Source organism: Flavobacterium zubiriense (assembly GCF_041729725.1).
Lineage (GTDB): Bacteria > Bacteroidota > Bacteroidia > Flavobacteriales > Flavobacteriaceae > Flavobacterium > Flavobacterium zubiriense.
Genome location: NZ_JBCFQL010000010.1, coordinates 174,314 through 186,831, shown reverse-complemented (window position 1 = coordinate 186,831; position 12,518 = coordinate 174,314). Strand labels below are relative to the sequence as shown.

Here is a 12,518-nt window from a genome sequence, read left to right as displayed (position 1 = left end):
GCTTTATGTAAGCAAGGTTTTAGAAATGAGCTTGTTTAGTTTTATTTGATTTTTACCAATGTGTATTTTTCTATACTGGGTTTTCCAAATTGTGTTCCTGATATTTCGGTAATTAAACTATTGTTTGTCGCTTTTTTGTAGCTAATTTTTTTGGGATAATCATTCAGTAAGTTTTTAAAAACGAGTTCGTTTTCATTGTCTGTTAATAGTTCAAAACGGATAGGTTTGTCATTATTTTGCCCTTTAATTGTAGTGGTATAACTTAGAATATCACCTTTTTGTTGTAGAAGAATAGTTTCGTTATGGATGCTGTCTTTGTCTTTTATAAAAAGAGATTGACCTTTAAAGGTACTGTCGTTTACTTTTTCCCATTTTTCAGAAAGTGTGCCAAGATTGGTTTTGTTTTCCCAGTTTCCAATAAGCCAATTGGCTTTTTTAATTAAATCTTTTTCGGTAGAATTATTTTTTTGACAAGCCGAAGCAATCAAGAATAATGATAGTAGTGAAGCTAGTTTTTTCATAAACAAATTGAATTAGTTTTGTCTCCAATTCAGAGCAAAATTAGTAAAAATACCAATATATTTTTAGGTATTTTTAACATTCTTTGCCGATTTAAAAGGCTTAATTTTGCATTTTAATTGAAAGGATATAATTAATGATTTTAAACTATTTTAATTCTTTATGTGAATCTCCTAAAGGTTATCGATTAGCTACTACTATATTTTTCTTCGTATCTGGTTTTGGATATTCTTCATGGGCATCACGTATACCTGCTATAAAAGAACAATTAAATCTTTCGGAGGCTGAATTTGGAGCAGTTTTGTTTGCTTTTCCAATTGGATTAATGCTGACGATGCCTTTTACAGGATGAATTCTAAATTTATTCAGCAGTAGGTATTGTATGTTGTTGGGGGCTATTTTGTTTAATATAGTTTTGGCATTGCCTGGTTTTGCTGCTTTTGTATGGCAGCTGGTTCTTATTCTTTTAATTTTTGGTGGATCAAGAAATATTTTGAATTTATCGATGAATACACAAGCATTAGAAGTACAAAAGCTGTATCCAAAATCGATTATGACTACTTTTCATGCTGTTTGGAGTCTTGCTGGATTTGCAGGAGCAGGTTTAGGATATGTTATGGTGACACAAAATATAGATCCTTCACATCATTTATTAGGAATAAGTGTAGCAATGTTGGCTGTAACGGCTTGCTTTTGTTAACGATAGAAACGGAGCCTATAAAGGAACAAAAAAAGTTTTTTTCGATGCCAGATAAAACCTTGTTGAAATTTGCTATTATTTGTTTTGTGTCGATGGCTTGTGAGAATACGATGTACGATTGGAGTGGAATATATTTTCAAAATGTGTTGCATGCTTCGCAAAAAAACAACAACTGCTGCTTTTGTTTTCTTTATGACGGCGGTTACCTTAGGGCGTTTTTGTGGAGATTATGGTGTAATGCGATTTGGAATTAAAAACATATTATTTTACAGCGCCATAATGATTAGTACTGGTTTTTTAATCTGCTTTGTGTTGCCATACGTTATACCTACAATTGTAGCTTTTGTTTTGATAGGTTTTGGTGTTTCTTGTACAGTTCCATTGGTGTTTAGTATTGCAGGAAAATCTAACAATCTAAGTAGTGGTTCGGCATTGACCTCTATATCTACTATTGGTTATCTTGGTTTTTTAATTGTTCCGCCAATGGTTGGTTTTATATCGGAAGCCTTAAGTATGAAATGGGCTTTTTTAATTATGGCACTTTTAGGTGGGATTATGATTTTTATGGTAAATCAAATTTCGGAAGAGAATTGATGTAGCTAAAACAGATTCCTAGCCCTGATGGAAGTGGCATCCTTTTTCTAGTCTCGTTCTTAAAACGAGACTAGAAAAAGATAGAGCGGACAGCAGGAAATAGCTCCTGAAAAAATCTGAAATATGGATTCTTAAATGTGCAATCTTTTTTGTATTTTTGCACTCCAATTATAAGGACAACAACTATGTTAGACAGACTTCAAATAGTAAAACAACGTTTTGACGAGATTTCCGATTTAATCATCCAGCCGGATGTGATTTTGGATCAGAAGCGTTATGTACAGTTGAATAAAGAGTATAAAGATCTAAAGGCTTTGGCTGGAAAAAGAGATGAATATGTTCTTTTGATGGCTAATATTGAAGAAGCAAACGAAATTATTTCAGATGGAAGTGATGCAGACATGACCGAAATGGCTAAGATGCAACTAGATGAAGCCAAGCAAAGATTGCCAGAACTTGAGGAAGAAATTAAATTTATGTTAATTCCTAAAGACCCTGAAGATGCTAAGAATGTCATGGTGGAGGTTCGTGCTGGAACTGGTGGAGATGAAGCGAGTATTTTTGCAGGTGATTTGTTTAGAATGTATACCAAGTATTGTGAAAGTCGTGGTTGGAGAACATCGGTTGTGGATATGAATGAGGGAACTTCAGGAGGGTTTAAAGAGGTAATTTTTGAAGTTACTGGAGAAGATGTTTATGGTACTTTGAAGTTTGAAGCAGGTGTTCACCGTGTACAACGTGTACCGCAAACAGAAACCCAAGGACGTGTACATACATCGGCAGCGACAGTTATGGTTTTGCCAGAAGCTGAGGAATTTGATGTTCAGATCGATATGAATGATGTTCGTGTGGATTTCTTTTGTTCGTCAGGACCTGGTGGACAATCGGTAAATACGACTAAATCGGCGGTTCGTTTAACACACATTCCTACTGGATTAGTAGCGCAATGTCAAGATCAAAAATCACAACATAAGAATAAAGATAAGGCTTTAGGTGTACTGCGTTCTCGTTTATACGAACAAGAATTGGCTAAAAAAGAAGCAGAAGATGCGTCAAAACGTACTTCTCAAGTAAGTTCAGGTGACCGTTCGGCAAAAATTAGAACATATAATTATGCTCAAGGTCGTGTTACAGATCATAGAATTGGGTTAACTTTATACGACTTAGGGAATATAATGAATGGTGATATTCAAAAAATTGTGGATGAGTTACAATTGGTTAACAACACTGAAAAACTAAAAGAAGCTAGTGAGGTTTTCTAAAGGTTAAATAACAGTTTTTTGTTAAAATAAACATAATTTTTTTATTGGTATTAATAAGAAAAAGCACTTAATTTGCATTGTTAAATTGGGTGCTTTTTTTTGCTCCAAATTCTTTAATTAAATACTAATATTATGAAAAAGAGAATTTTTCTTTCGTTGTTTGCTTTTGCAAGTTTTTGCACTGCAAATGCTCAGTCTTATTTAGGATATACTCCTGATAATTATGCTGGTGTTCAAAGTGTATTGTATAATCCTGCATCTATAGCTGATTCTCGTTTTAAAGCGGATATCAATTTGTTTTCAATGAGTTCGTCTGTAGGGAATGATATGTATGGTGTGAATTTTTTTGATGCTTTTAAAAGCGGTTATGATTTTGATTTAGAGGCTAAAAAGAATTTTAGTAATGCTAATAATGCTGTGTTTAACTCAGATATTATGGGGCCATCTTTTATGTTTAACATAGCACCTAAGCACACATTAGCTATTTATACTAGAGCAAGAGCTTTTGTTAATGTTGTTGATATTAATGGTCAAGTTATTAATGACATCACAAAAGAAAACTCTTCTACTTTTCCTACGGCTACTTTAGGAAGTCCAAACGCTGTGGGGAATTCATGGGGTGAGTTAGGTCTATCTTATGCTGCAGTTTTGTTCCAAAGAGGTGAACATTTCTTAAAAGGAGGTATTACTGCTAAATATTTGCAAGGAGTTGCTAACTACCATTTTCAAGGAAATAATGTTTCGGTAAAATATGATGATTTTGGTAACCCACTTTTAGATACTTATACAACTACAGGAAGTGCAATTTATGGATCAAGCCAGGATTTTGCAACTAATTCAGATATTGAAATCGATTCAAAATCAAGAGGTTTTGGAGTTGATTTAGGATTGGTTTACGAATGGAGACCAGAATATACAGCTGATAGAGCGGATATCAATGATTTAAAAGAAGTGAATAAATATAAATTGCGTTTTGGAGTTTCTGTTACCGATTTAGGTCACATGAAATATGACAAAGGGGTACGTAATAGTTATAATTTGGCAGGATCTTTCACTCATGATGATTTTGAAGGTTATGATAACTTTGATGATTTCATGAAAAATGAGTTCACTCCAATACCTATTAATGGAGCGGTAAGATCTAATTTACCAACGGCTATTCATGCTGATGTAGATTGGAATATTCATAGAAAATTCTATTTGAATGCTAATGCTGATTTTGGCTTGGTAAGTAAGACTAAATTAAATCAAAACACAATTGCTAATCGTGTAAGTTTGACTCCTCGTTTTGAATCAAAATGGTTTAGTTTTTATGTTCCAATATCTTATATGGATTATAGCGAACAAACTCAAGTGGGTGTTGGTTTAAGAACTGGAGTTTTCTTTATTGGGTCTAGCTCAATTGTCTCTAATGCCATTTCAAAAAGCTCAAGAGCTGCGGATATTCATTTAGGAATGAAAATCCCAATTTATCAAAAAAAGGCTGAAGATAAAGATCAAGATGGAGATGGTATCTTAGATAAAGATGATGATTGTCCTACTGTAGCTGGTCCCCTTGAAAATAGAGGTTGTCCATGGGGAGATAGAGATAACGATGGAATATTAGACAAAGACGATAAATGTCCAGATGTTGCCGGCCCTGCTGCAAATAATGGTTGTCCATGGGAAGACAAAGACAATGATGGTGTTTTAGATAAAGATGATAAATGTCCAACTGTTGCTGGTCCAAAAGAAAATGCAGGTTGTCCTTGGCCAGATACTGACGGTGATGGTGTTTTAGATAAAGACGACAAATGTCCTAAAGTAAAAGGAACTCTTGCTAATAATGGTTGTCCTGAAGTAACCACAGAGGTAATTAAAAGATTGAATGATTTCTCTAAATCTATTTTATTTGATTCCTCTAAAGCTACAATTAGACCAGAATCTAACGATAAATTAGAAGGAATTGTAAAAGTAATGGACGAATACAATAATGCTAAATTTAAATTAGAAGGACATACTGATAGCACAGGTAATGTAGCTAAAAATCTTCAATTATCTAAAGATAGAGCTGCTGCAGTTAAGGATTATTTGATTTCTAAAGGGATTAGTGCTGACAGACTTTCGTCAGAAGGTTATGGAATTACTAAGCCAATTGCTTCTAACAAAACAGTTGAAGGAAGAGCTCAAAACCGAAGAGTTGAAATTATCCTTGTAAAATAATTTTAGTTATTGATAAACAAAAAATGAGGCTTTCGAGCCTCATTTTTTTTGTTTGTATTTTTGAAAAGAAATTGGGGGACTAATAATCTCCTCTTTTTTTAAATCTTGGATCGTCTTTCTTGATGAATTCGGTTCTGTGTTTTGGAATTTCGGCTTTTGGTAAACTTGCCTCTTCCGTTTTGCTCGAAGGTTCAATCAATTCGTTTAATTCTTTAATTTCAGCATCTGTTAAATCGCGGTAACGTCCCACAGGAATGTCAAGCGAGATGTTGATAATTCGAATGCGTTTCAAAGCAATAACTTCATAACCTAAATATTCACACATTCTACGAATTTGGCGATTTAGACCTTGAGTCAGAATGATTTTGAAAATGTTTTTGCTGATTTGCTCTACTTTACATTTTCGGGTTACAGTGTCTAAAATAGGCACGCCATTTCCCATTCTTTGTATAAATCTATCGGTAATTGGTTTGTTAACCGTTACGGTATATTCTTTTTCGTGGTTGTTTCTGGCACGCAAAATTTTGTTGACAATATCACCGTCATTAGTCATGAAAATCAATCCTTCCGAAGCTTTGTCTAATCGGCCAATAGGGAAAATACGTTTGGGATAATTAATATAGTCAACAATATTATTGCGTACTTCTAAGTTGGTAGTACATTCAATTCCAACAGGTTTATTAAAGGCAAGATAAACTGGTTTCTCATTTTTTTCATGAATCAATTTGCCATCAATACGGACTTCATCAGTTGGAGAAACTTTTGTACCTAATTCTGGTACAATTCCATTGATGGTTACACGACCTTCTTCTATGTATTTGTCGGCTTCACGTCGCGAGCAATAACCAGATTCTCCTATGAATTTATTGAGACGTTTTAGATTTTCTTCCATAGTGCAAAAGTAAGTAATTTGAAAATGCTATGATTTGGAAATTTGAAAATCTTTATAACGAATGAGGTTAGAAGCAACTATTCTTCTCTTTCAAATAAAAAAGATGAGATTTTCTCATACAATTCTTCTCCGTGAAGACTATGTCCCAATCCTTTGGTTTCTATAAAAACGGCATCTTGCCACGAGCTGGCTATTTTTTTTCCTTCTTCGAATAAAACAATGCTGTCTTCAGTATCATGTGCAATAAAACCTTTAGTCTTTATTTTAGAAGCAAAATGTTTTCCAGAAAACTGATCCATTGTAAGGTTGAAATGGTTGAGATAATGATTTTCTAGTCCTTTTGAAATTTTAGAATTCAAACTCAATAAAGTAATATAATTGTTCAAAATAATTTTAAAATCACTTGGTGAGCCTAAAATAACCATTTTTTCGATACTGTCATTTTGATAGGTGGATTGGTAGTAAAGACAAGTTTTTCCACCTAAAGAATGTCCAATAAGATGTTTAGGTTTGAATTCTTGAACTAAAATATCAATAAAAGCAGCATATTGAGGAATGTTGAATTCTTTTCCGCCAGATAATCCGTGTCCTGGAGCATCGAGAGCAATAATGGTACTGCCTGATTTTTTTAGGTAAGTTAGTGATTTTTCCCATCGGGAGGCGTTGCTTTCCCAGCCGTGAACTAGTAAAATTACATTTTCATTACCTTTCCAAGTATAGCTTTGAAAAAAACCGCCTTGGTGTTGATGAATTGTTTTTTCGGTTTCGTTTAATATCTCAGGAAGTTTGTCTTTTAGTAATTTTCCATCTCGAGGTTCACTAAAAAGAGCATAAGCAAGTTGGTTTGCTTTTTTAGGAAAAATAAAACTTAAGAGGTTTATGTATAAACCAACCAATTTAGTAAATAAAAAATAAGAGGCTTTTTTCATAATAAAAAAGTCCCGATGGTTAATCGGGACTTAAATATAATTAAATACTTGCGAATAAGTTTTCCATTTTTTCTTTTTCTTCCTCAGCTAAACTACTGTCTACTAAAATTCTTCCTGAATGCTCATCGATGATAATTTTCTTTCTTGAAGCAATTTCAACCTGAGTTTGTGGTGGAATAGTAAAGAATGAACCTGCTGAAGCACCTCTTTCGATAGAAACAACTGCTAATCCGTTGCGTACACTTGAACGGATTCTGGTGTAAGCTGCTAGTAATCTTTCTTCGATTAATTCTTGGAATTCAGCCGATTTTTGAGTTAAAAATTCTTCTTCCTTAGCAGTTTCTGCCATGATATCGTTTAACTCTAATTTTTTATGCTTTAAGTGATTCGATTTCAATTCTAATTTTTCTTTAGATTGAGCGATAATCTCTTTTTTGTGTTCGATAGAAGCTTTCATTTCTTTCATTTGCTTTTCAGCTAATTGAATTTCAAGCTCCTGAAATTCTACTTCTTTAGTTAAAGAGTTGAATTCTCTGTTGTTACGAACACTTTCTTGTTGTTTAGTATATTTTTTGATGGCCTCTTTGTGCTCATCGATACTATTTTTTTTAGCTTTAATTTGCTCTTCTATTAATTCAAGCTCGCTTTTTAATTTTTCAGAACGTGTGCTTAAACCAGCAACTTCATCTTCTAAATCTTCCACTTCAAGAGGAAGTTCACCTCTCACGTTTCTAATTTCGTCAATTCTTGAGTCAATCAATTGTAAATCGTAGATGGCTCTTAACTTGTCCTCAACACTTAATTCTTTCGTATTAGTCATATTCTATTTCTATAAGTACTTAACTGGATTTGTATTTTCTTCAGATAAAATGATTGCAAAATTAAGGATTTTTTTCCTAAGAAAATCAACAATATAATTTTTTGTATAGCGTTCGCTTTCAAAATGTCCAATATCGGCTAAAATTAACTGATTTTCGGCTTCATAAAACTGATGGTATTTCAAATCAGCAGTTAAAAAAGCGTCTGCTCCCGCCTGAATAGCGTTTTTTATGGCAAAACTTCCAGAACCTCCAAGAACGGCAACTTTTTTTATTTTTTTTCCTCGAAAGGCAGAATGACGAATTCCATCGGCAATCATTTTTTCTTTTACCAAAGTAAGAAAAGCTACTTCATCCATTTCAGCAGGAAGTTCACCAATCATTCCTAATCCTATATTTTGATGTTGGTTTTGCAAATCATAAATTTCATAAGCCACTTCTTCGTAAATATGATTTTTAAAAAGTGCTTTTAAAATTTTAGATTCCAAGTGTTTCTCGAAAGTAACTTCGATTTTGATTTCAGCAGTTTCGGTTAATTCATTTCGTTCACCAATAACAGGATTGCTATCGGAATTTCCTTTGTAGGTTCCAGTTCCGTTAGAGACAAAACTACAATTTTCATAATTTCCAATTGTGCCCGCTCCAGCATCAAAAAGAGCCCGACGAACTTCCGCAGCATTTTCCGGAACGGTATAAGTGACTAATTTTCGAATAAAATTCGACTTCGGAATCAGGATTTCGGTGTTGATTAAGCCTAAAGCGTCACAGAAAATTTTGTTCACACCGTCCTGATGATTGTCTAAAGCAGTGTGAACCGCATAAATTGCAATGTCATTTTTTATGGCTTTGATTATCGAACGTTCCACATAGTTCTTGCCCGTGATTTTTTTCAATCCAGAAAATAATATCGGATGAAAACAAACCACCAAATTGCATTTTTTAGCAATTGCTTCATCAATGACGCTTTCCAAAGTATCGTGACAAACTAAAACTCCCGTGGCTTCCGATTCTTGATCTCCAACCAATAAACCTACGTTGTCAAAATCTTCGGCATAAGCTAATGGCGCCATTTCTTCAAGAACGGAAAGAATTTCTTTTATTTTACGCACTGTTTTTATTTTTATGGTGTTCGTGAATCTTCGATTTCATTTTCATTTTTTCGAATAAACAAATTAACGAATAAAGCAATGAACTTTAAAATGAATCCTATACGAATTTTGTATCTTTGTAAATCTAAACCTAAAAGTTATGACTACAATAAAAATTAACGAACGTACCAAAACAGGGAAAGCATTTATGGCTATGTTTGAAGCTTTTTTTAAAGGAGTTGATGGAATAGAAGTTGTTGAAACTGATTCTAATAAAGTTAATGAGGAAGAAAGTCCTTATAGTCCAGAATTTGTAGCTAAGATTAAAAAAGCAGAAGAAAATATTAAAAAAGGAAAAACTACAAGATTAAATCCAGAAGATATATGGGGAAGTATTTTGTAGATTTCGAAGATATTGCTCGTAAAGATTTAAAAAAACACTATAAATCGGGAAATAAGGCTACCATTAAAAAGATTGAGAAAATACTTTTAGAATTGACTGAAAACCCTTTTGCTGGAGAAGGAAATCCAGAAGCATTAAAGCATCAACTTTCAGGATTTTGGTCTAGAGAAATTAACAAAAGAGACAGACTTATATATAAAGTTGAAGAAGAAATAGTAACTGTATTTATCATTGCTGCAATGGGACACTATTCTGATAAATAATTATGAATTTACTTCGAAAAATACTTTTTCCTTTTGCCATGTTATATGGTTTGATAACTGCTATTAGAAATTTTTTATTTGATAAAGGCATTTTAAAATCGTATTCATTTGATGTTCCTGTTATTGCTGTTGGAAACCTAAGTGTGGGCGGAACAGGGAAAACGCCTCAAATTGAATATTTGATTCGTTTGCTTTCGCCAAAATATAAAGTAGCGACCTTAAGTCGTGGCTATAAAAGACAGTCGGAAGGTTTTGTCTTGGCTGATGCTAGTTCCAATGCTGCAATTCTTGGAGATGAACCTTTTCAGTTTTATCAAAAATTTCCAAATATTCAAGTTGCCGTTGATGCCAATAGAAAAAATGGTATTGAACAATTGCTTTCGCAATCCCAAAAACCTGAAGTAGTTTTGCTGGATGATGCTTTTCAACATCGGAAAGTGAAAGCAGGTTTTTATATTTTACTCACTTCTTATGGCGATTTGTATTCGGATGATTTTATGTTACCGACGGGAAATTTGCGAGAGAGTAGAAGTGGAGCCAAAAGAGCCAATTTAATTATTGTTACAAAATGTCCGGTAGATCTTTCGATTGAGGAACAAAATAGAATAAAGAGATTGCTCCTTTGTCGGAATGACAAGGGGATAAATCAAGAATTGTATTTTAGCTGTATTGCTTATGATGATAGTATTTATTCAGAAAATAGTAAAATAAAAATAACTGAAATTCAGGATGAAAATAAACTGCTTTTGGCTGGAATAGCAAAGCCAGAACCTTTCTTTTCTTATTTGAAAAATCCAGATGATGTATGTTTGACTTTTCCTGACCATCATCATTTTTCTGAAAATGATATCCGAGAAATTATTATTAAAGCTCAGGATTCCATTATTATTACTACTGAAAAAGATTATGTGAGATTGAAAGGAAGTTTGCCAGACGAACAACTTTTTTACTTACCAATACAGAGTTCATTTCTGTCAGATAGCGAAAATTTTGATAAAACCATTTTAAATTATGTGGGAACAAGTACAAGAAACCGTTAGTTACATAAAAGCAAAAACCAATTTTACTCCTGAATATGGTGTAATCCTAGGTTCAGGATTAGGAAGTTTTACGGATGATATTCAAATAGAATTCACTTTGCCTTATGCTGAAATCCCTAATTTCCCTGTTTCTACTGTTGAAGGACACAAAGGCGCTTTGGTTTTTGGAACTATTGGAACTAAAAAAGTAGTGGCTATGCAAGGTCGTTTTCATTATTATGAAGGCTATTCAATGCAAGAAGTTACTTTTCCTGTGCGAGTGATGAAATATTTAGGTGTCCAAAAATTGATTGTTTCTAATGCGTCGGGTGGTGTGAATCCGAATTATAAAGTAGGCGATATTGTTCTTATCAACGATCATATTAATATGACTCCCGAACATCCTTTACGTGGAAAAAATGATGAACGTTTTGGACCAAGGTTCGTAAACATGAGCGAGGCTTATTCGAAAAAAATGATTACTGTAGCAAAACAATTGGCGCTAAAAAATGATATAGAAGTAAAAGACGGAATCTATTTGGGCTTACAAGGTCCTACATTTGAAACTTTGGCAGAATACAAAATGGTCAAAATTCTAGGTGCTGATTGTGTGGGGATGTCTACTGTTCCCGAGGTTATTGTAGCTCGCCACATGGATTTAGAAACTTTTGGAGTTTCAGTAATCACTGATATGGGGAATGAAGAAAGTATCAAAACCATCTCTCACGAAGAGGTTTTAGCAGCAGCAAGAAAAGCAGAACCTAAAGTGAAATTGTTAATTAAAGAACTGATTATTAATTTTTAATTGGTTAAGAACCTTTTAAACTTAAAATCCTTTTTTGGTCAAAAGTATCAAATCTATTAATCGTGATGAATAGCCAATTTCATTATCATACCAACCAACAACTTTTACCATTTTATCGATAACAGAGGTAAGTTGGGCGTCAAATAAGCAAGAATTTCTATTTCCTATAACATCAACTGATACAATAGGATCTTCTGTATAATCTAGAATTCCTTTTAGTTCATTTTGCGAAGCCAGTTTAAAAGCTTCGTTTATTTCTTCTATTGATACTGCCGTTTTTACATTGACGGTAATATCAGTTAAAGAACCGTCTGGGACAGGTACGCGAATACCACATCCACCAATTTTGCCCTCTAAGATAGGAAAAATTTTTGTTAATGCTTTAGCAGCACCTGTAGTTGTAGGAACGATAGACTGACTGGCGCCTCTAGCTCTTCGTAGATCCTTGTGAGGTTGGTCGTGTAAGCTCTGGTCTGTGGTAAAAGAGTGAATTGTAGTAATGTATGCTTGCTCGATTCCGCAAAGTTCATCGATAATTTTAATCATTGGAGCAGCATTATTAGTCGTGCAACTCGCATTAGATATAATTTTTTCGGTTCCGTCCAGAATGTGTTCGTTTACTCCTAAAACTACTGTTTTAATCGTATCAACTTCTGATGGAGCTGAAAGAATTACTTTTTTTGCTCCTGCAATAATATGTTCGTTTAAGTCTTCGTAGGTTTTGTATTTTCCTGTGGATTCAATTACAAAATCAATATTTAAAGGACTCCAATTAAGCTTAGTAATATTTTTTTCATGGAAAAATAAAAAATGCTTTCCATCTATGGTAAACCCTTTTTCATCGGCAATAACTGCTTGGGGTAAAACACCGTGAATACTATCGTATTTTATTAAATGCGCCATAGTCTTGGTATCAGCTATATCATTGATAGCAACAACTTCTATTTCTGGATGATTTAAAAGTAGACGGAAAAGGTTTCGGCCAATTCGACCAAAACCATTGATGGCAATTCTTGTTTTCAAT

At 33.6% G+C, this 12,518-nt stretch carries 15 protein-coding genes; 9 read left to right on the top strand and 6 right to left on the bottom strand.

All coding sequences use genetic code 11. The features are described from left to right. Positions 1 to 41 precede the first annotated feature (41 nt). Positions 42 to 521, bottom strand: a complete 480-nt coding sequence (locus tag AAGV28_RS10885) for a DUF6265 family protein (protein ID WP_373406834.1) — start codon at positions 519 to 521, stop codon at positions 42 to 44. 134 nt (positions 522 to 655) lie between these two features. Between AAGV28_RS10885 and AAGV28_RS10880 the strand changes: the two genes are divergently transcribed. The 5 genes from AAGV28_RS10880 (at position 656) to AAGV28_RS10860 (ending at position 5,277) form a co-directional block, all read left to right on the top strand. Next, positions 656 to 871 carry a hypothetical protein gene (locus AAGV28_RS10880; protein ID WP_373406833.1) on the top strand — a complete coding sequence of 72 codons (216 nt, stop codon included), beginning with the start codon at positions 656 to 658 and terminating at the stop codon, positions 869 to 871. 48 nt (positions 872 to 919) lie between these two features. After that, positions 920 to 1,219, top strand: coding sequence for an MFS transporter (locus AAGV28_RS10875; RefSeq protein WP_373406832.1), 300 nt, complete (start codon positions 920 to 922; stop codon positions 1,217 to 1,219). 150 nt (positions 1,220 to 1,369) lie between these two features. Beyond that, entirely contained in the window at positions 1,370 to 1,813 is a 444-nt protein-coding gene (locus tag AAGV28_RS10870; protein ID WP_373406831.1) for an MFS transporter, read from the top strand. Between the two features lie 185 nt (positions 1,814 to 1,998). After that, positions 1,999 to 3,075, top strand: a complete 1,077-nt coding sequence (prfA, locus tag AAGV28_RS10865; RefSeq protein WP_373406830.1) for a peptide chain release factor 1 — start codon at positions 1,999 to 2,001, stop codon at positions 3,073 to 3,075. A 132-nt stretch (positions 3,076 to 3,207) separates the two neighbouring features. Next, positions 3,208 to 5,277, top strand: coding sequence for a DUF5723 family protein (locus tag AAGV28_RS10860; RefSeq protein ID WP_373406829.1), 2,070 nt, complete (start codon positions 3,208 to 3,210; stop codon positions 5,275 to 5,277). Between the two features lie 79 nt (positions 5,278 to 5,356). Here the strand turns inward: AAGV28_RS10860 and rluF are convergent, their stop codons facing one another. The 4 genes from rluF to AAGV28_RS10840 all read right to left on the bottom strand — a co-directional run bounded on the left by rluF (position 5,357) and on the right by AAGV28_RS10840 (position 8,986). Beyond that, positions 5,357 to 6,169 carry a 23S rRNA pseudouridine(2604) synthase RluF gene (rluF, locus tag AAGV28_RS10855; RefSeq protein ID WP_373406828.1) on the bottom strand — a complete coding sequence of 271 codons (813 nt, stop codon included), beginning with the start codon at positions 6,167 to 6,169 and terminating at the stop codon, positions 5,357 to 5,359. A gap of 77 nt (positions 6,170 to 6,246) precedes the next feature. Then, complete coding sequence (locus AAGV28_RS10850) at positions 6,247 to 7,098, bottom strand: alpha/beta fold hydrolase (RefSeq protein ID WP_373406827.1); 852 nt, start codon at positions 7,096 to 7,098, stop codon at positions 6,247 to 6,249. Between the two features lie 40 nt (positions 7,099 to 7,138). Beyond that, positions 7,139 to 7,918 (bottom strand): zinc ribbon domain-containing protein, encoded by a 780-nt coding sequence (locus AAGV28_RS10845; RefSeq protein WP_373393344.1) that lies wholly within the window; start codon positions 7,916 to 7,918, stop codon positions 7,139 to 7,141. Positions 7,919 to 7,927: 9 nt separating this feature from the next. Continuing rightward, the gene (locus AAGV28_RS10840) at positions 7,928 to 8,986 is read right to left on the bottom strand and encodes a Nif3-like dinuclear metal center hexameric protein (RefSeq protein ID WP_373406836.1); all 1,059 of its coding nucleotides are present in this window, start codon (positions 8,984 to 8,986) and stop codon (positions 7,928 to 7,930) included. 178 nt (positions 8,987 to 9,164) lie between these two features. Here AAGV28_RS10840 and AAGV28_RS10835 point away from each other — a divergent pair, with 178 nt between their 5' ends. From AAGV28_RS10835 to AAGV28_RS10820, 4 genes are read left to right on the top strand one after another with little or no spacing between them, the layout of a single operon-like run. Next, complete coding sequence (locus tag AAGV28_RS10835; protein ID WP_373406826.1) at positions 9,165 to 9,407, top strand: DUF2683 family protein; 243 nt, start codon at positions 9,165 to 9,167, stop codon at positions 9,405 to 9,407. Then, positions 9,389 to 9,670 (top strand): Txe/YoeB family addiction module toxin, encoded by a 282-nt coding sequence (locus AAGV28_RS10830; RefSeq protein ID WP_373406825.1) that lies wholly within the window; start codon positions 9,389 to 9,391, stop codon positions 9,668 to 9,670. The genes AAGV28_RS10835 and AAGV28_RS10830 overlap by 19 nt, the downstream gene beginning before the upstream one ends. A gap of 2 nt (positions 9,671 to 9,672) precedes the next feature. Further along, entirely contained in the window at positions 9,673 to 10,710 is a 1,038-nt protein-coding gene (gene lpxK / locus AAGV28_RS10825) for a tetraacyldisaccharide 4'-kinase (RefSeq protein ID WP_373406824.1), read from the top strand. Then, positions 10,682 to 11,494: a purine-nucleoside phosphorylase gene (locus AAGV28_RS10820; protein WP_373406823.1), complete on the top strand. Its 813-nt coding sequence runs from the start codon at positions 10,682 to 10,684 to the stop codon at positions 11,492 to 11,494. Before lpxK ends, AAGV28_RS10820 begins: the two co-directional genes overlap by 29 nt. Before the next feature lie 21 nt (positions 11,495 to 11,515). On the opposite strand, the gene gap is transcribed toward AAGV28_RS10820, so the two are convergent. Continuing rightward, positions 11,516 to 12,517, bottom strand: a complete 1,002-nt coding sequence (gene gap / locus AAGV28_RS10815) for a type I glyceraldehyde-3-phosphate dehydrogenase (protein WP_373406822.1) — start codon at positions 12,515 to 12,517, stop codon at positions 11,516 to 11,518. Position 12,518: the final 1 nt, after the last annotated feature.

What these genes read in the sequence shown, in the direction of transcription:
- AAGV28_RS10885 (WP_373406834.1), bottom strand. Translation starts at nt 521, where the DNA reads ATGAAAAAACTAGCTTCACTACTATCATTATTCTTGATTGCTTCGGCT.
- AAGV28_RS10880 (WP_373406833.1), top strand. Translation starts at nt 656, where the DNA reads ATGATTTTAAACTATTTTAATTCTTTATGTGAATCTCCTAAAGGTTAT.
- AAGV28_RS10870 (WP_373406831.1), top strand. Translation starts at nt 1,370, where the DNA reads ATGCTTCGCAAAAAAACAACAACTGCTGCTTTTGTTTTCTTTATGACG.
- prfA (WP_373406830.1), top strand. Translation starts at nt 1,999, where the DNA reads ATGTTAGACAGACTTCAAATAGTAAAACAACGTTTTGACGAGATTTCC.
- AAGV28_RS10860 (WP_373406829.1), top strand. Translation starts at nt 3,208, where the DNA reads ATGAAAAAGAGAATTTTTCTTTCGTTGTTTGCTTTTGCAAGTTTTTGC.
- rluF (WP_373406828.1), bottom strand. Translation starts at nt 6,169, where the DNA reads ATGGAAGAAAATCTAAAACGTCTCAATAAATTCATAGGAGAATCTGGT.
- AAGV28_RS10850 (WP_373406827.1), bottom strand. Translation starts at nt 7,098, where the DNA reads ATGAAAAAAGCCTCTTATTTTTTATTTACTAAATTGGTTGGTTTATAC.
- AAGV28_RS10845 (WP_373393344.1), bottom strand. Translation starts at nt 7,918, where the DNA reads ATGACTAATACGAAAGAATTAAGTGTTGAGGACAAGTTAAGAGCCATC.
- AAGV28_RS10840 (WP_373406836.1), bottom strand. Translation starts at nt 8,986, where the DNA reads ATGGCGCCATTAGCTTATGCCGAAGATTTTGACAACGTAGGTTTATTG.
- AAGV28_RS10835 (WP_373406826.1), top strand. Translation starts at nt 9,165, where the DNA reads ATGACTACAATAAAAATTAACGAACGTACCAAAACAGGGAAAGCATTT.
- AAGV28_RS10830 (WP_373406825.1), top strand. Translation starts at nt 9,389, where the DNA reads ATGGGGAAGTATTTTGTAGATTTCGAAGATATTGCTCGTAAAGATTTA.
- lpxK (WP_373406824.1), top strand. Translation starts at nt 9,673, where the DNA reads ATGAATTTACTTCGAAAAATACTTTTTCCTTTTGCCATGTTATATGGT.
- AAGV28_RS10820 (WP_373406823.1), top strand. Translation starts at nt 10,682, where the DNA reads ATGTGGGAACAAGTACAAGAAACCGTTAGTTACATAAAAGCAAAAACC.